Below are 15,395 nucleotides of genomic sequence, written 5' to 3'. Positions count from 1 at the left end.
GGTCCTTTTGAGTTAACGATCAATCGCGCTCATCGGGTTAACCCTCCTAGTCATTAAGATTCGAAGTGAAATCTTTACTAGTATGGACGGCTTCTTGTGTTTTATTCATTAAACTAAAAATTACAATTGATGGTTTCTAGGTATTATCCCTTGACGTTATTGTTCAATAAATTTATTTCATAACGCCAACTCAAATAGACACATTGTTGTTTGAAACATAAATATAGGATACAATCAAACCAAAATCGAAGCTACAGCACTTTTTCAAAATAATAAAAAGGAAAAACATAATGGAAAATCTATTTCTAGACTTTGTACAAAATGGTAGCCCCTTTGCATGGCTCTATCAATTTTTAATTATGGTGTTGGTTTCGATGATTCCATTTGCACCGATTCCTGTATTGGCTGCATTTGTTGCTAGTCAACATGATTTTCTACCAGGTTTGCTTATTAATATGGTTGGGACAACAATTGGATCGCTCTTGCTATTTTTACTAAGTAAACGATGGCTAAGGCGCATGGCATTGAAGTATGTAACAAAGCAACAATATTTAACCAAATACATGAAGTTAATTGAGACAAATGGCTTTTTAGCGGTGTTACTTGGCCGAATTATTCCGATTTTGCCTTCAGCGGGAATTAATTTAATTGCAGGTATTTCGAATGTTGGTTTCATTGCCTTTATTGGCGCAACCTTGCTCGGAAAGCTACCAACCATTTTAGCCTTTTCACTTGTCGGTCATCAAATAGCAGCCGGTAAATGGGATACGGTATTGATTATCGCCCTTTATTTACTCGCTTTGTTTTTACTCGGGAAAAAGTTAAAACAAACATGGAGCCGATAAATGCAATTTTACCTATCCCATGCTTCGGATTGCTCCTATACATAATAAAGTCACGAAACGCTGATATTACAATGTTTCGTGACTTTTCTGAATTTAATTAAACTTCATTTTCCGCTTATTCATAACCCACATGGCAGCTGTTAAAATTAATAATAACAGTGGGCTAAAACCAACATATTTAAATGCATTTTCCGCACCCATTAAAAAATATAGTGCGATTGGTAAAGTTGGGATCGAACTAATTAATAGTAGCCTCCAAGATTGTTTTACAAGACCCATTATTAATGTGAAAATTGAAACACAAAAAGCGAGATTCCATAATAACAACATGTAATCACCTCATTTTCCTACAACGTTTTTCAGGCAAATGCCAGCGCAATACTTTATTAATTCCCCCTCAACTTCACATCTCATGTATAATAGTACCAAACTTTTAAAGGAGTCAACTATGTATAAAATATTCGTCATGGAAGATGATGCGGCCATTTTAGAGGAGCTTCACATGTTATTGCGCATTCATGGATACCAGGAGGACTAAACATGAAAAAGCTATTAAAATTACTTCCTATAACGTTTCTTTTAGGTTGCAGCGTTAGACCTACTGAAGAGATTACTAAAGAAGTAAATTTCTACTTTTCGAATAAAGAAACTGCCTGTGCGTTTATTTTCTGTTGGATTTCGTTCAGTTCGTTATTATAAACAAGATGGTTCTAAAATAGATGAGTTATTTAATTTTGGTAATGGTAGTTTCATGGGACACGATTTTGCATCATTTCATTTCAGTGAAGAACCTTGTTTCTCAAAAGATGGAAAAGAAGATAGAAAACAATTGGAAAATCTAATAAAAAAAATTGAAATGCAAATTAATCAAAATTAGTTGGGTCAAATCAGTAAAAAACAAAGAGCTGCGTTTTAGCAGTTTTTTTTGTTTTATAAACTGATTTGGTGACTATTATGTTTTTGGAATTTATACGCGAAGGATTTTGTTCAGTTACAGATAAAGGATTCATCAAGGATTATACTTTTCCGAAATGTCCATTAACTCAATCAGTAATCACTGTTCAGTAATTAGTGTAATACCAAAGTTTTCAAACATCTTTTAATACCTTAGCGTATGGAAATATATAATTATCCTTATCGAATTTTGCTTAACGTATGTTTTGTGCAAAGTTGGTAGTAACCCCATTACAAGGTTTTTTTAATGCTTTTAATAAGGATTCAGCCGACAAAAAGCGGATATTCTACGCGAAGAGATAACCAAAAAAGAACATTATAAAATATGCGTTTTGACAGTGCTCTCCCTAAATAAAATGTGAAAAGATTATATAAAAATAGGCTTTTTGCTTTTGCAAAATCGAATGGTATGCACTATAATTAGTTGTACAACATATTGTACAATGGAGGTGTTGAAATGGAAGCAGTAACGTACTCAAATTTCCGTCAAAATTTACGTGGCTATATGAAACAAATCAATGAAGATTCAGATACATTTATTGTGACAAGTAAAGACGTAGAAGATACCGTTGTTGTCATGTCTAAGCGTGAGTATGATTCAATGCAAGAAACGCTGCGTACCTTGTCAAATGCGTATGTGATGGATAAAATTCGTCGAGGCAATGAACAATTCAAAACAGGTAAAGTGAAAATTCATGAATTAATTGAGGTTGAAGATGATTAAAGTTTGGTCAGATGATGCTTGGACGGATTATATGTACTGGCATGATCAAGAAGATAAAAGCACCATTAAAAAAATAAATCGATTAATTAAAGACATTGACCGCAATCCATTTGAAGGGATTGGGAAGCCTGAGCCTTTAAAATATGAATTGTCAGGGAAATGGTCCCGTCGTATAACAGATGAACATCGTTTAATTTATCGCATAGCCAATGACATGATTTATATTTATTCCGCAAAAGACCATTATAGTTAAAATGTTCGTGAAAGCTGTCATAAAATTAGGCTAAAAATATGCATGATTTTATGCATAAGGCTCCAGCTGCAACCTGCCAAAAATCACGCTCAAATTGCTGGTATTCATAGGTTTGTAGAAAACTGCATAAAAAAGCTGTATAACGAATGTTCCATAAGAAAAGCCACAAACACTGATTTGACAGCGTTTGTCGCCTTTTTCTGTGTCCCCAAACTTACATTTGGGAACGTTATTTTGTTTTGTAATGTATAGATATGTAACAGAAATTTTTGCGAAAGTTATGATGAGTTTTGTATTATCCCATTTTCTCAATTATCGTATAATCTTTGGTTTTATGATAAGCCACAGCATTTTCTTCGCAAAATACAATTAAATCATCATATACACTTTCAGGTTTAAATAAAGCTACTCGAATAGAAATACCTTTGTCTACTTTAATGGCAGCTAATTTTGATTTCCAGCCTATTCGTTTAAAAATAATGTTTTTGATATTAGTAGGCACGATTTCTTTACGATAAATAGTTAGACCAAAAAGTTGAACAGCATAAGAAATCTTATTTTTCTTTATTAGCAATGTATATTTTAAAAATGCCATTAAAAACAAGAATGTAAATGTCGTTAAGGATACCCATTTAACATTTGAAATATCCCAACTTAAAAAACTTAAAAGTAGACCTAAAAAAGCCATAAATAAAATCAATATGCGTTGTGAAGTCGCACTATATTTCATCTAATCACCTCAAAATTTTATGTAACATACAAATAATCCCTATATGTTCATTCTCTATCTAACGTTGATAACCCTTTATAAAGCTACCAAAGCGGTGTTTGGGAATATTGTAAGGTTTGTTACACTAAGCACTCGTAACTTTATCTTTACCATAAGTTAATCAATAATAGAACAGCTTCTATCCACTTACAATAAACTTACCGATAACAGTCTCTCCATCATCATCATACAAAGGAATTGCTCTTGGTTTAGTAGTATTAAGTTTAACAGCTTCTTCAGGAGTTTTAGGATGTGGACCATGCAAATCCTCTTTTTTCACATACCCATTTGTTCCGTTTTCGCCTTCTGCCAACATTAAATCAGGTTCTCCAAGTTCACTAAGAATTAAGTCTCCCATATTAGTCCATAGGTTTGACCATTTCCATTTGTTGGATACCCCTCCTTTATAATACTTTCTTTAGAAGGTATATCTAAATCTGAAGTATTTTTCCCTATATGATTGCTATTGTTATCTTCTGCCTTTGTTAATGTTTCTTGTTGTTGTGAACAACCAACTAATAAAAGTAACAAAATTACAGTTAAAATAACTAAATACTTTCTCATTTTCTCCCTCCACGTTTAATTAAAAAACCTTCATCTTTCACAAATACACCGTTAATTATTCTTTCATCATTTTAATCGTAAATATTATTATATCGAATCCCTCGTTAAACTTACAATAATTTCCTTCATTAGTTCTCGACGCGTCGATAGGTAATCTTTTTTTAAATGCCTTTATTATTTTTAATCGACTAAATTATGATTTAAGCAATTTTATTAACTTGAAACAAAATTGTGATCTAAATGCACGCGTTGTTGAATTTATTCAATAGAAAAGTTGATTCAAACTAATACCACAAGCTACACCACAGATGAATAATTTTTCATTATTAAAACTATCCAAATAAAATAAAAAGCAGGTTCCAATTTTTTGGACACTGCTTTTTCTAATCCGTTATACCTTGACGTAATTGTAATTGATTACCCGCTGAAATAAATTAAATATATTGATAAAACAACCCATCTCGCGTATCAAACCATAACAATATGCCATGTTTTTTCTTCGGGATATGAACTTGCAATGCCCATTCAGGAAATTGCTTGTAGAGCTGAATTTGATCGCCTGTTGCAAAGGCTACAAATGATACATAATGCTCCTTGGTCATCGGATGTTCGGCAGTAATTGACCATTGCATATCAATTTCTTCTACTGCTAATTTTTGAGTATCTGTTGCTTTAACAGCTTCCAGAGCTTCTATTTTCCGACCACAGCAGGCAACTTCAAAATTCCCTGTTGAAAGTCCAATATTCATACAGCTTGGACAAACATAATATGTTGATTTTTTCATGTTTCCTCCTACAAAATCATTCGATTGAATTTCACCACCGAGTAGTGTTTCGATATTTACTTCGAGAATCGTTGATAAATGTGCTAGCAGTGTAATATCTGGGCACCCTTGACCACGCTCCCATTTTGATATCGTTCGGTCGGATAAATGTAGGGCATCGGCTAATTGCCTTTGTGTGAGTCCCTTATCTTTACGCAATGTCAAAATGAGCAGCCCTATTTTTTCGTTATTCATCAATATCCCTCCACTTCTCTACCTTACATTGAATTCTTTTGCTCAACAACCAACGCTTCGTAGAGTTTTCTCCCACTTTCACTCCAAATCCTTCTAAAAAAGCCTGTATGGAAAAGTTTCCACACAGGCTATAATTTCAGTTAATTTTCTTCCATATCTTTACGATTTTTCTTCAATAGCTTAGAAAGAACTTCGTAAACAATCGGAACAATGACTAATGTTAATAATGTAGATGATAATAAACCACCAATTACCGTAACGGCTAAGTCTTTCGAAATCAGACCGCCACCGCCGCTACTAAATGCCATTGGTAACATCGCACCAATTGTGGCAATCGCCGTCATTAAGATTGGACGTAAACGAGTTGCCCCCGCTTCTAGAATCGCTTCACGCATATTCATGCCATCACGTTCCATATGGATAATGCGGTCTACCAATACAATGGCATTTGTGACAACGATACCAATTAACATCAGTAAGCCCATCATAACAGATACCGAAATCGTTTGACCCGTTGCCCATAAGCCTACCCATGAACCAATTACCGCGAATGGTAATGAGAATAGGATGGCAAACGGCGCTAACCCTTCACCAAATGTTACAACTAAAATGAAGTAGACAATCGCAATCGCAGCAAGCATCGCGACACCTAATTGTGTGAAGGTTTCAGCCATATCTGCTGCTACACCACCAACACCTGTTGTAACCCCTTTAGGTAAATCTAGATCATTAATTTTTTCATCTGCTTTAGCTGTTGCTTTTGAAATATCTTTGTCCGTAATTGTTGCCGATACTGTTGCAAAGTATTCCCCTTTTTGACGAGAAAGTGAATTTAATGTTGTGCTTTCTTCCACTTCTACTAAGTCACCAATTGTCATCGTTTGACCCGTCATCGTTTGAATCGGTGTTTTTAATAGCTCATCGATATTCAGTGCAGCTGATTTTGTTTCACGCTGTACGATGACATCAATATCCTCACCATCTGATTCAACCGTCGTTAATACTTCTTTGGCATCATTTGTTTGCAATGCCATTAAAATTTGTGCCGTTGTTAAACCATATTGTAAAACATTTTCTTGCTCTACTTTTAAGACATGCTCTACATATGGGTTTGAGGCATTTGATTCGACATCTTCAAGACCATCGATATCTACTAATACATCCTCTACCTGTTTCACTGCATCATTTAACTTATCTAAATCTTCGCTATAAAGTGTGTAGCTTACTTCGTTTGAAGACATACCCATTGCGAAGTTTTGCGTTTTCCATTCGCCTGTTTGACCAATGTTAAAAATATACTCTTCTACTTCTTTTTTCGCAGCAGGGAAATTCTCCATATCTGGGTCAAAGATTAAGTACATTAATCCACCACCAGCTGCGCCACCTGTCATCATAGCCGATGCATCTGTTGTTGTTTCCGTGTTTACAGATAATTGTAAAATATCAATATCGTCACGCTTCATTAATTCTTTTTCAACAACTTCAATATTCGCTAACGTATCGTCAATTAACTCACCAGTTGCTGGTGTGTACGTTAAATACATGACTTTCTCTTCTTGAGAGCCCATGAAGCTGAAGCCGATTAATGGCGTTAACGCTAAAGAACCAACTAACATGACAATTGCAACGATAGATGTGATCCATTTATGATTTAAACATTTTTCTAGGAAATTACGATATGTTGTTGCTAGTTTTCCAACTTCTTTATGCTGACTTTCTGATTTTTCACCGTAGATTTTTTTACAGAATAATGTGTGCGAAAGTGCTGGGACAATTGTAATCGCTACGATTAATGAAGCAATTAACGCGAATGACATCGTTAATGCGAATGGAATAAATAGTTCACCCACCATCCCACCAACAAGCATTAACGGTGCGAATACAGCAATCGTTACTAATGTTGACGATAAAATTGGTTTGAACATTTCAATCGTTGCTTCACGAATTAATGCACGGCCTTTTAATTTTTCTTCTTTTAAATGCATACGACGATAAATGTTTTCCACAACAACGATCGAGTCATCAATAACACGACCAATTGCAACGGTAATCGCACCGAGCGTCATAATATTTAACGTAATATCCATCCAGTTTAATAAGAGCAATGCCATAAATACTGAAACTGGGATTGAAATAATCGAAATGATTGTTGACTTAAAGTCACGTAGGAATAACAGGATAATCAATACCGCAATTAACCCACCAAATACCGCTTTTTCAATCATCGTAAATACGGAATCTTCAATCGGCTTTCCTTGGTCTAACGAAATATCAATTTGTAAGCCTGAAATTAAATCTTGTTCTTCCTCGATTAACTCTTTTACAGCATTCACAACGGTCACTGTGTTGGCATCTTGACCTTTAACTACTTGAATTGAGATCGCATCTTCCCCGTTTGTACGAGATACCGATTGAACTTTACCAACCTTCTCAATCGTTGCAATGTCTCCAAGTTTGACGAATGGTGTAGGGTTTGCTTCAGATGGTGTCACAGGGATGAGCATTTCTTTTAACTCTTCCTCTGTTTTGAACTTACCATCTACCGCAACCGCCTGCTCGCCGTCCTCGAATTCGTATAAACCTAATGAAACGGCTAAATCACTAGCTTGAATCATTTGCTTCACAGAATCCTCAGTCAATCCAAGTGCCTTCATTTTTTCTTCATCATATGTGAAGGCAACTTGTTCGATATGCTGACCTGTTACAGTCGCAGAAGCTACGCCATCAATTTTGTTTAACTTCGGTAAAATGATGTCTTCTACCGTTGAAGTTAACTCTATAATGTCCTCCTCTGAACTACTTACAGATAACGCAATAACTGGCATCATATTCATACTGATAGCCATAATTGATGGTTCTTGTGCGCTTTCAGGAATTTTGACATTATCTAATGCCGATTCGAGTTGGCGTTTCTTTTCATCCATATCCACGCCATATTCATATTCCACTTGAATTTGTGAAACATTTGAACTTGATGTCGAATACACTGCTTTGACATCTTCTAAACTTTCAACTGCCTTTTCATAAGGAATCGAAAGCTCATTCATCACCTGCTCTGGTGTTGCACCAGGGTAGACACCCATTACAATTAAGTACGGGATCGAAATATCTGGAATAGATTCCATTTTCATTCGAGAAGCCGAATAAATACCAGAGAATACAATAATGATTGTTAACAACCATACTGCTAGCTTATTTTTTAATACAAAATTAACTAAGCCTTTCACGGTTTCACCTTACCTTTCTTGACTATATGTAACCACCATTCTATAATAATGACTAGCCGGTCACGTGTCAAACGAAAGGGGCAGGTAAATTATTATGACAAGAAAACAATTAATCTTAGATGCAGCCATTACCCTATTTTCTGAAAAAGGTATTGAAGCGACATCCGTTCAACAAATAACAGAGCACTGCGGTATATCTAAAGGCGCTTTTTACTTATCGTTCAAATCAAAGGAAGAACTGATTCATTCTATAATTGAACATTTTTTGAACAATATTATTCAAGGTGTTGACCGAGCAGTCAATTCCGAAATGGATCCTTCAAAAAAACTGCATTTATATTTTGAACAAACGTTTAAATTACTCTCACAATATACAGGCTTTGCACAGATTCTTATGAAAGAAAAAGTGAAAACAATTAGTGACGACTTTATTGAGCGCATTCACTACTTCGTGAATCTATCCAATGAAAACTTGGCAAAATTACTGTTAGAAACATACGGTGAGGAAATTCGAGAAAAGTTATATGACCTGATTATTGTTATAAATGGAATGGTACAAGCCTATTTGCAAATTGTGTTCGATGGAAAATTACTGATGAATCCAATTGACTTTTCAAAGCTTGCCGATACATTAGTCGAAAAAACAACAATCATCGCGACGAAAAGCCGCTTAGTATTTTTACAGCAAAATCATTTTGCGAATCGCAATGAAATTCCTATGTCGCTCAATCAATTAGTAGAGGAGCTACAACGACTTCAAGAGGTAGCAGACAATCAACTTGAACAAGAATCGGTCGCATTATTAATAGAGGAAATTCTAACACCTAAACCAAGAATAGCGATTATTTTGGGGCTTATTCAAAACCTACAAAACAACCACCAATTCAATTGGATTTCGCTAATGATTCGTAAATATTTCTCATAATATGCAATGGTACTGCTCAAAAAAAATACTTCTTGTTCAGCGTTCCTGCTTTTAATAGCTGATGCAAAGAAGGTGTCCAAGAATCACTTCTCGGACACCTTCTTTTATTGTTTCAGAAATTTGACCACTTCACGTGTTACTGTTTGTGCATCTTCAAGCATGCCTAGATGCCCTGTATTCGTAAATAGCTTCATTACATTTGGATTCGATGTTTCAATCGGCGTAACGGCTTCATCCTGTTCCCCTTCTATGACTAAAATTGGCGTCGTTGTGCTATCGACTAAATCACGCTGGTTTTGGCGTGACTTCATCGCACCGAGTGCAACCGTAAGCCCCTCTACACTTGCCTCATTCGCGACTTCTTTTGCAAAAAGTACATCTTCTGTTTTTGCATCTGGCGCTAAGAAGTTATGGATAATGCCGTCAACAAATGCCCCGACACCCTGGTCTTTAATTTCATGTTGCTGCTTTGTGCGCTTTTCAATTGCTTCAGCTGTATCTGGAGCATCGGATGAGTATAATAATACGGCCTTTTCAATATTGGTATATTGTTTCTCGATAGCCGCAAGTGTAATATAGCCACCCATTGAATGACCAACCCAATAGGCTTTTTCTACTTGTTCATGGGTTAATACATCTATTATATCTTCAGCATAGCGATACATCGTATAATCCCCTTCTGGAGCTTCACTTTTCCCATGTCCAGGCAAATCGATAGCAATCACGTCAAATTGCTTTGTTAAGGGCTCAAACATCTTCTCAAAAATTGAAATCCCCCCTAAAAAGCCATGAATTAATACAACCACATCGCCTGAACCTTCACGTTTATAATGTAGCATTAAACATTACCTCCCCATATGTCATCAAGCTATCTTTTTCCTAAAACGCTCTTTACTAAACAAAAACTGTACTATAAATTCTTACAATTCATAGTACAGCATGGATTTAATTATATACTTTCTTTCGTTTAAATGTAGGCTTCACTTCTGCGAATAGAATGGCGAAGAAAATTAGAATACAACCAAAAATCATTCGACCCGTTAATAATTCATTTAGTAATAATACAGAGAACATTGTACCGAATAGAGCTTCAGTCGATAAAATAATGGCTGATTTCGTAGGATTTGCATATTGCATCCCAAGGTTTTGACACACATACGCAACCCCCGTACAAAATACCGCTAAGTAAATAATAATGCCAATGCCTTCTGCTGAATACATTGTTGGGTAATCCTGTAAAATGATTACTCCGATGACACTTAAAATCGTTGCCGTGTAAAATTGAACAATGGTCAAGGCAAGTGCATCCTCTGATTTAACGAAAACATTCGTATAAAAAATATCAAAGGCAAACGCAAAGGCACATAAAATTGATAAAAAGTCGCCGTAATTAATTGTTAATGAGTCCTGTAAAGATAAAAAGCCAATTCCGACAATCGCGACTCCTGCAGCGATAAATTCAAAACGGTCGATTCGACGCTTATAGATAATATAAGCAATGATCGGAACAATGATAACATTAATCGCCGTTAAAAACGCATTTTTAGAAGCGGTGGTATATTCTAATCCCCATGTTTGGAGTGTGAAGGCGAAGAATAAAATTGCCCCTAATAGGCCACCCTTCCATAGCACCGCTTTATTGATTAGCTTTAGCTTTTTATAGAAGACAAGACTAAGAATGATCGAGGCTAAAAAGAAACGTCCAGCCATTAGCTGAAATACAGACCAATGCTCTAGCCCCTTAGCCATTCCAACAAAGCCACTCCCCCACATAATTGCCGTAATGAGCATAAGCAGCTCACCTTTATATTTTTGCATAGTATTCCTTCTCTCTTTTTACACAATAATTTTACAATAATCAAAATTCACGAAAAAATAAAGTAGAAATGTGAGAAATACATAAATCATGTTAAAAATGCGCGATTTGTAGTCTTTATCTATTTGATTTAGAAACCTAAAATAAACTTTTCAGTGTAATAATTTTTGTATTTTGCTTGACCCTTCTTTTTGAAATAAGTATTTTATTTACTCTTACGTGAATTGAATTATGTTAATTGAAGTTTATGGGCGAGGTGATAAGTTGTAAAATTAAAATATACTGTCGGATAATCTGTATTTAATATTTTTAGCATATCCCCATATTTTCTAATTGTGGACGAAAATTGATCTTTCTCACTATAATCATAGCTATTTTACCGACAATCATGTAAAATAAACCTTTACCATAATGTAGGGACGTGAATGTATTGATTAAAATTGAAATGCCAAAACCGGATTTAGTAATTCGCCAACGTGAGCAAGTGATTAAGCCAGGCGAAGTTGAAATTAAACCTTATTTTGGATTTATCGACTTCCACAAGATTACACGCGAAAAAGGTGGTATTTTCTTCTTTTATAATGAGAAAAATGAGCTATTATTCGTAGGGAAAGCACGTAAAATCCGTCAGCGTATTAAAAAGCACTTTGAAGACAATGTATCGCCAGTAAAAAATCACCGCAACCAGATTCACAAAATCGAAGTATACGAAATTGAAGATCCTGTTGAACGTGAAATTTACGAAACGTATGCAATCAATGAATTCAAAGCAAAATTAAACATCGACAAAGTATTTTTCGAGCGTTAATAAAATACACATAAAAAGCATGGATACCGGGTTTCCCGAATCCATGCTTTTTCTTATTGATTCAGTTTAAAATCAAGCATTTCATTAATTTTTCGGATATCTGTTAGTATACCGCCCTTTTGAGCAGCAATACCGACATACCACTTATTAATTAAGTCCTGCATACCTTCTTCAATTGTATCGCCTTGAGCAACTAAATGAACCATTAAATCGACTGCTTTCGTACGGTCTTCATAAAATTTTGCACGTGCTGGGAAGTCTTTCCCAACATTTTGCTTGAAAATATGACCTAATTTAATAACACCAAAGTTCATCATTTGCTCCCCATACAGCGTGGAGCCAACAACTGCTAAACGTTCGTTGAAATCAGGCTCATCTTTAATATAATCTTGCATTAATAAGGATACTTCCCCTGCAAAGCTTTTTAATTTATCGCGTTGACCGTCCATTAAGCTTTTCGTTTCTTCAAAAATTTTAACCATCATTTCTGAATGTTCGAACATGCCTTGTACTTTTTTTAGTTTTTCGTCTGTTGCGCCGTTAATTTTTACTTGAATCGTTTCGTATACATATAGTCGTTGTAGGTATGATGCCAATAATATAATTCCGTTATAATGAATGCTTGCTTCATATTTTTGTGGGTCACCAATCTTAATATTCATGTTTTTCCTCCAGCAATTGTTTCTCTATAATACTAACAATACCATAGATTTCGACGGTTGAAAGAAAAAAATTCAAACTATTTTAATAATGCCTGAAATTCCTGCCAGTTGGTTAAACGTGGAAAATTCACATTTTGATTGTAGGATTGATTTTTTACAATTACTTTCGTACTCGTTTGTGCCAATGTATTTAATACTGCTGGCTTATCATCAACATAAACATCGAGCGCTAAGCTTTTAATAATGTCTATTTTCTCGTGATCCTGCATACCACAGTAAAAGCGATCATCCACTACAGGGAATCCTTGTGCCTTCACCCATTCACGTGTTTGCTGACAGTACATTTTTGGACGTGACGTAATATAATAAATTTCATGCCCTTCTGCGGCTAAAGTATTTAACACTTCCTTCGCATCTTGAAAGCTTGGACATTCTGTAAAATAAATTTCCTGCATGCAATCTTGCCACATTTGACTTCCTTGTTCTTTTGTCATACCAAATGCCCCATGAATTTCGACGGTAGGCATTTGATCGAAAACGGCCTCATCAACCGCCATCTGTAATTTTTTATTATATAAATGAAACGCATATCGACGTAAATCAATGAGCGTATCATCAATGTCAAAACCAAATTTCATGTTGTTCACCTATTTTAAAACAACAAAAGCGTCACTAAACTTTTGTTCCTTTTCTATTTGTGTTGCTTGAATTTTTTCAATCTCTCGTTTTCGCATCGTTGCACAGCTTACATAATCAAACGGTTCATTTTGCAGCAACTGTTCGGCTAAAATATGTGCATCCATTAGTGCGCTGTTTAAACCATACGCTCCTGTTGGCGTCATCGTATGCACGGCGTCACCGATTAGCACAACGCCGTTTTTGCCCCATTGCGCTGATGTACTACTAAAGACATCTAGTAGCACAAAATCTTTCCATGATTGGATATGCTCCTTTACCGAGGATGCTAATTGTGGAAATGCCAGGCAAAGTTTTTCGATAAATGGCGTGAACGGCTCCTTACGCAAGGATGGAAAGCTTCCCTTTTCAATATTCCAGCCAATTTGTACAAAGCCTTTAGCCTGTGTAAATAACGAAATTTGCATGCCCTCTACAAGTGCCATTTTAATTGAGGGGCTCCAATTTTGGGGAGCTGGAATGCGTGCCCACAATAGATCATAGCCGTGGCTGCGTACAGTCGATTCGATATTTGCGAGCTTTCGAATGCTGGAATGACGTCCATCTGCACCAATGATCAACTGGGATTCAATCAATAATTCCTTACCATTTTGTATAGCTCGCACCGCCGTATACTGGCCTTGCTCATTTTGAATAAGCTCTTTTACCGTCGTATTCAATGCATAGTCAAATGTAGGATAGCCTTTTGCTTGCTCTAAAATGGCTTGGAGTAAATGGGCTTGCGGCACATGAATGCCTAAATGCCCGACTGCTTCGTCTGGCATGATGGTTTTAATACATGTACCATTATGCCAATATTCTAATGTCTCCATTTTTAAAAGTCCTAGCTGTTCGATGCGCTCATAAATACCATGCCGCTTTAATATGTGCTCTCCCTCTTCATTGAGATGCTCGCCACGAAATGTTTTTGCAAAAGCATTTGTTCTTTCTACTAAGAGCACTGACACCTTTTGTTTGGCAAGTAAATTGGCTAGCAATACACCACCTGGGCCGCCACCAACGATACAGACATCGACCTTTTTAATCATTTTCGTTCACCTGTTTTGGATAAGCAATAATGCGTAAATCAGGTCCGATTTGTGTTACCTCTTCAAAATGTAATTGTGCCGCCAAATCAATCGAATCCACGTCTTCACCCGTAAATGGTGTAATCGAATGTGCACCACCTAAAACCTTTGGTGCAATATAGACGATGTATTGATCGATGAAGCCACTACGTAAAAAGGAAGCATTGACCGCGCCTCCCCCTTCAACAAGTAAATGGGTAATACCGAATGAATAGAGTCCTTTTAATGCTGCATCCAAATTCAGCCCTTTATCCGTTTTAGAAACACGCAGTATCACGACACCCTGCTTTTCAAGGGCATTCGCTTTTTCTTCTGCTGCATCAAATGACGTCACAATGACCGTGCGCGCTTCTGTTGTATCGGCAATATGGGCATCTAGTGGTGTTTGCAAAGCACTATCTAATACAACGCGAATGGGGTTACGGCCTTTGCGGTTTTCAAGGCGTGTCGTTAATTTAGGATTGTCCTTTAATACCGTATTGACACCAACTAAAATGCCATCCACTTCATGACGTAATTCATGCACATCCGCACGCGCTACTTCTGAAGTAATCCATTGAGAATGCCCGTTATATGCCGCGATTTTGCCATCTAGCGTCATGGCAAATTTTGAGACAACAAATGGACGCTGTGTAAGCATATTGTGAATGAAGCGTTCGTTTACTTTTCGTGCTTGCTGTTCTAGTACGCCCACTTTCACTTCAATGCCTGCATCTCGTAGTAACTGAATGCCTCGCCCTGCTACTGACGGATTCGGGTCTTGCATCGCAACAACAACCCGCGCAACTTTAGATTCTTTTACTAGATTTGCACAAGGCGGTGTTTTCCCGAAATGTGAGCACGGTTCAAGCGTGACATATAGTGTTGCCCCTTCTGCTTGCTCACCCGCCATACGAAACGCATGAACTTCAGCATGAGGCTCACCCGCTTTTCGATGGAGGCCCGTTCCAATAATGACATCATCCTTTACAATAACAGCCCCTACTAGTGGATTAGGGTTTGTATTGCCTTTTGCGCTTGCAGCTAAATCCAGCGCTAATTGCATATAATCACGGTCTGTTTTCAT

Annotated in this window: 18 protein-coding genes; 6 read left to right on the top strand and 12 right to left on the bottom strand. The window is 36.4% G+C overall.

Annotation, left to right across the window (positions count from 1 at the left end; all coding sequences use genetic code 11):
- The first annotated feature begins 290 nt into the window (after positions 1-290).
- Positions 291-845 (top strand): TVP38/TMEM64 family protein, encoded by a 555-nt coding sequence (locus MKX47_RS08870; protein ID WP_340773143.1) that lies wholly within the window; start codon positions 291-293, stop codon positions 843-845.
- Between the two features lie 93 nt (positions 846-938).
- Here the strand turns inward: MKX47_RS08870 and MKX47_RS08865 are convergent, their stop codons facing one another.
- Positions 939-1,175, bottom strand: coding sequence for a hypothetical protein (locus tag MKX47_RS08865; protein WP_340773140.1), 237 nt, complete (start codon positions 1,173-1,175; stop codon positions 939-941).
- Between the two features lie 325 nt (positions 1,176-1,500).
- On the opposite strand from MKX47_RS08865, the gene MKX47_RS08860 reads away from it, so the two are divergent.
- The 3 genes from MKX47_RS08860 (at position 1,501) to MKX47_RS08850 (ending at position 2,776) form a co-directional block, all read left to right on the top strand.
- Positions 1,501-1,722, top strand: coding sequence for a hypothetical protein (locus tag MKX47_RS08860; protein ID WP_340773138.1), 222 nt, complete (start codon positions 1,501-1,503; stop codon positions 1,720-1,722).
- A gap of 534 nt (positions 1,723-2,256) precedes the next feature.
- Positions 2,257-2,523 carry a type II toxin-antitoxin system Phd/YefM family antitoxin gene (locus MKX47_RS08855; protein ID WP_340773137.1) on the top strand — a complete coding sequence of 89 codons (267 nt, stop codon included), beginning with the start codon at positions 2,257-2,259 and terminating at the stop codon, positions 2,521-2,523.
- A complete protein-coding gene (locus tag MKX47_RS08850; protein ID WP_340773135.1) occupies positions 2,516-2,776 on the top strand; it encodes a Txe/YoeB family addiction module toxin in 261 nt (86 codons plus the stop codon). Before MKX47_RS08855 ends, MKX47_RS08850 begins: the two co-directional genes overlap by 8 nt.
- 295 nt (positions 2,777-3,071) lie before the next feature.
- Here MKX47_RS08850 and MKX47_RS08845 read toward each other — a convergent pair whose 3' ends face one another.
- From MKX47_RS08845 to MKX47_RS08825, 5 genes are all read right to left on the bottom strand, one after another.
- Positions 3,072-3,506, bottom strand: coding sequence for a hypothetical protein (locus tag MKX47_RS08845; protein ID WP_340773133.1), 435 nt, complete (start codon positions 3,504-3,506; stop codon positions 3,072-3,074).
- Positions 3,507-3,684: 178 nt separating this feature from the next.
- Complete coding sequence (locus tag MKX47_RS08840) at positions 3,685-3,861, bottom strand: hypothetical protein (RefSeq protein ID WP_340773130.1); 177 nt, start codon at positions 3,859-3,861, stop codon at positions 3,685-3,687.
- Positions 3,862-3,890: 29 nt separating this feature from the next.
- The gene (locus MKX47_RS08835) at positions 3,891-4,109 is read right to left on the bottom strand and encodes a hypothetical protein (RefSeq protein WP_340773128.1); all 219 of its coding nucleotides are present in this window, start codon (positions 4,107-4,109) and stop codon (positions 3,891-3,893) included.
- Positions 4,110-4,543: 434 nt separating this feature from the next.
- Entirely contained in the window at positions 4,544-5,128 is a 585-nt protein-coding gene (locus MKX47_RS08830) for a helix-turn-helix domain-containing protein (protein WP_340773126.1), read from the bottom strand.
- 140 nt (positions 5,129-5,268) lie between these two features.
- On the bottom strand, positions 5,269-8,355 hold the full coding sequence (locus MKX47_RS08825; RefSeq protein ID WP_340773124.1) for an efflux RND transporter permease subunit: 3,087 nt from the start codon (positions 8,353-8,355) through the stop codon (positions 5,269-5,271).
- Positions 8,356-8,449: 94 nt separating this feature from the next.
- Here MKX47_RS08825 and MKX47_RS08820 point away from each other — a divergent pair, with 94 nt between their 5' ends.
- Positions 8,450-9,280, top strand: a complete 831-nt coding sequence (locus tag MKX47_RS08820; protein ID WP_340773122.1) for a TetR/AcrR family transcriptional regulator — start codon at positions 8,450-8,452, stop codon at positions 9,278-9,280.
- Between the two features lie 104 nt (positions 9,281-9,384).
- Here MKX47_RS08820 and MKX47_RS08815 read toward each other — a convergent pair whose 3' ends face one another.
- Together MKX47_RS08815 and MKX47_RS08810 are read right to left on the bottom strand one after the other, a co-directional pair.
- Complete coding sequence (locus MKX47_RS08815) at positions 9,385-10,119, bottom strand: alpha/beta fold hydrolase (protein ID WP_340773120.1); 735 nt, start codon at positions 10,117-10,119, stop codon at positions 9,385-9,387.
- A gap of 106 nt (positions 10,120-10,225) precedes the next feature.
- Positions 10,226-11,098 carry a DMT family transporter gene (locus MKX47_RS08810; RefSeq protein WP_340773119.1) on the bottom strand — a complete coding sequence of 291 codons (873 nt, stop codon included), beginning with the start codon at positions 11,096-11,098 and terminating at the stop codon, positions 10,226-10,228.
- Positions 11,099-11,541: 443 nt separating this feature from the next.
- On the opposite strand from MKX47_RS08810, the gene MKX47_RS08805 reads away from it, so the two are divergent.
- Positions 11,542-11,904: a nucleotide excision repair endonuclease gene (locus MKX47_RS08805; protein WP_445683608.1), complete on the top strand. Its 363-nt coding sequence runs from the start codon at positions 11,542-11,544 to the stop codon at positions 11,902-11,904.
- Positions 11,905-11,957: 53 nt separating this feature from the next.
- Here MKX47_RS08805 and MKX47_RS08800 read toward each other — a convergent pair whose 3' ends face one another.
- The 4 genes from MKX47_RS08800 to ribD form a co-directional block, all read right to left on the bottom strand.
- Entirely contained in the window at positions 11,958-12,566 is a 609-nt protein-coding gene (locus MKX47_RS08800) for a transcriptional regulator (protein ID WP_340773115.1), read from the bottom strand.
- Between the two features lie 77 nt (positions 12,567-12,643).
- A complete protein-coding gene (locus MKX47_RS08795) occupies positions 12,644-13,204 on the bottom strand; it encodes a 5' nucleotidase, NT5C type (RefSeq protein ID WP_340773111.1) in 561 nt (186 codons plus the stop codon).
- Between the two features lie 9 nt (positions 13,205-13,213).
- Positions 13,214-14,290 (bottom strand): FAD-dependent monooxygenase, encoded by a 1,077-nt coding sequence (locus tag MKX47_RS08790; RefSeq protein WP_340773109.1) that lies wholly within the window; start codon positions 14,288-14,290, stop codon positions 13,214-13,216.
- On the bottom strand, positions 14,283-15,395 hold the full coding sequence (ribD, locus tag MKX47_RS08785) for a bifunctional diaminohydroxyphosphoribosylaminopyrimidine deaminase/5-amino-6-(5-phosphoribosylamino)uracil reductase RibD (RefSeq protein WP_340773107.1): 1,113 nt from the start codon (positions 15,393-15,395) through the stop codon (positions 14,283-14,285). Before ribD ends, MKX47_RS08790 begins: the two co-directional genes overlap by 8 nt.

The organism is Solibacillus sp. FSL R7-0668, from assembly GCF_038006205.1.
Classification (GTDB): domain Bacteria; phylum Bacillota; class Bacilli; order Bacillales_A; family Planococcaceae; genus Solibacillus.
The sequence above is the reverse complement of the archived record's forward strand: the minus strand, read 5'-3'. Positions and strand labels throughout refer to the sequence as shown.

Bases quoted from the DNA above. Each gene is read 5' to 3' on its own strand.
- MKX47_RS08805 (WP_445683608.1), top strand. From the start codon at position 11,542: ATGCCAAAACCGGATTTAGTAATTCGCCAACGTGAGCAAGTGATTAAG.
- MKX47_RS08815 (WP_340773120.1), bottom strand. From the start codon at position 10,119: ATGCTACATTATAAACGTGAAGGTTCAGGCGATGTGGTTGTATTAATT.
- MKX47_RS08850 (WP_340773135.1), top strand. From the start codon at position 2,516: ATGATTAAAGTTTGGTCAGATGATGCTTGGACGGATTATATGTACTGG.
- ribD (WP_340773107.1), bottom strand. From the start codon at position 15,395: ATGAAAACAGACCGTGATTATATGCAATTAGCGCTGGATTTAGCTGCA.
- MKX47_RS08800 (WP_340773115.1), bottom strand. From the start codon at position 12,566: ATGAATATTAAGATTGGTGACCCACAAAAATATGAAGCAAGCATTCAT.
- MKX47_RS08790 (WP_340773109.1), bottom strand. From the start codon at position 14,290: ATGATTAAAAAGGTCGATGTCTGTATCGTTGGTGGCGGCCCAGGTGGT.
- MKX47_RS08840 (WP_340773130.1), bottom strand. From the start codon at position 3,861: ATGTTGGCAGAAGGCGAAAACGGAACAAATGGGTATGTGAAAAAAGAG.
- MKX47_RS08830 (WP_340773126.1), bottom strand. From the start codon at position 5,128: ATGAATAACGAAAAAATAGGGCTGCTCATTTTGACATTGCGTAAAGAT.
- MKX47_RS08870 (WP_340773143.1), top strand. From the start codon at position 291: ATGGAAAATCTATTTCTAGACTTTGTACAAAATGGTAGCCCCTTTGCA.
- MKX47_RS08845 (WP_340773133.1), bottom strand. From the start codon at position 3,506: ATGAAATATAGTGCGACTTCACAACGCATATTGATTTTATTTATGGCT.
- MKX47_RS08795 (WP_340773111.1), bottom strand. From the start codon at position 13,204: ATGAAATTTGGTTTTGACATTGATGATACGCTCATTGATTTACGTCGA.
- MKX47_RS08810 (WP_340773119.1), bottom strand. From the start codon at position 11,098: ATGCAAAAATATAAAGGTGAGCTGCTTATGCTCATTACGGCAATTATG.
- MKX47_RS08865 (WP_340773140.1), bottom strand. From the start codon at position 1,175: ATGTTGTTATTATGGAATCTCGCTTTTTGTGTTTCAATTTTCACATTA.
- MKX47_RS08820 (WP_340773122.1), top strand. From the start codon at position 8,450: ATGACAAGAAAACAATTAATCTTAGATGCAGCCATTACCCTATTTTCT.
- MKX47_RS08835 (WP_340773128.1), bottom strand. From the start codon at position 4,109: ATGAGAAAGTATTTAGTTATTTTAACTGTAATTTTGTTACTTTTATTA.
- MKX47_RS08855 (WP_340773137.1), top strand. From the start codon at position 2,257: ATGGAAGCAGTAACGTACTCAAATTTCCGTCAAAATTTACGTGGCTAT.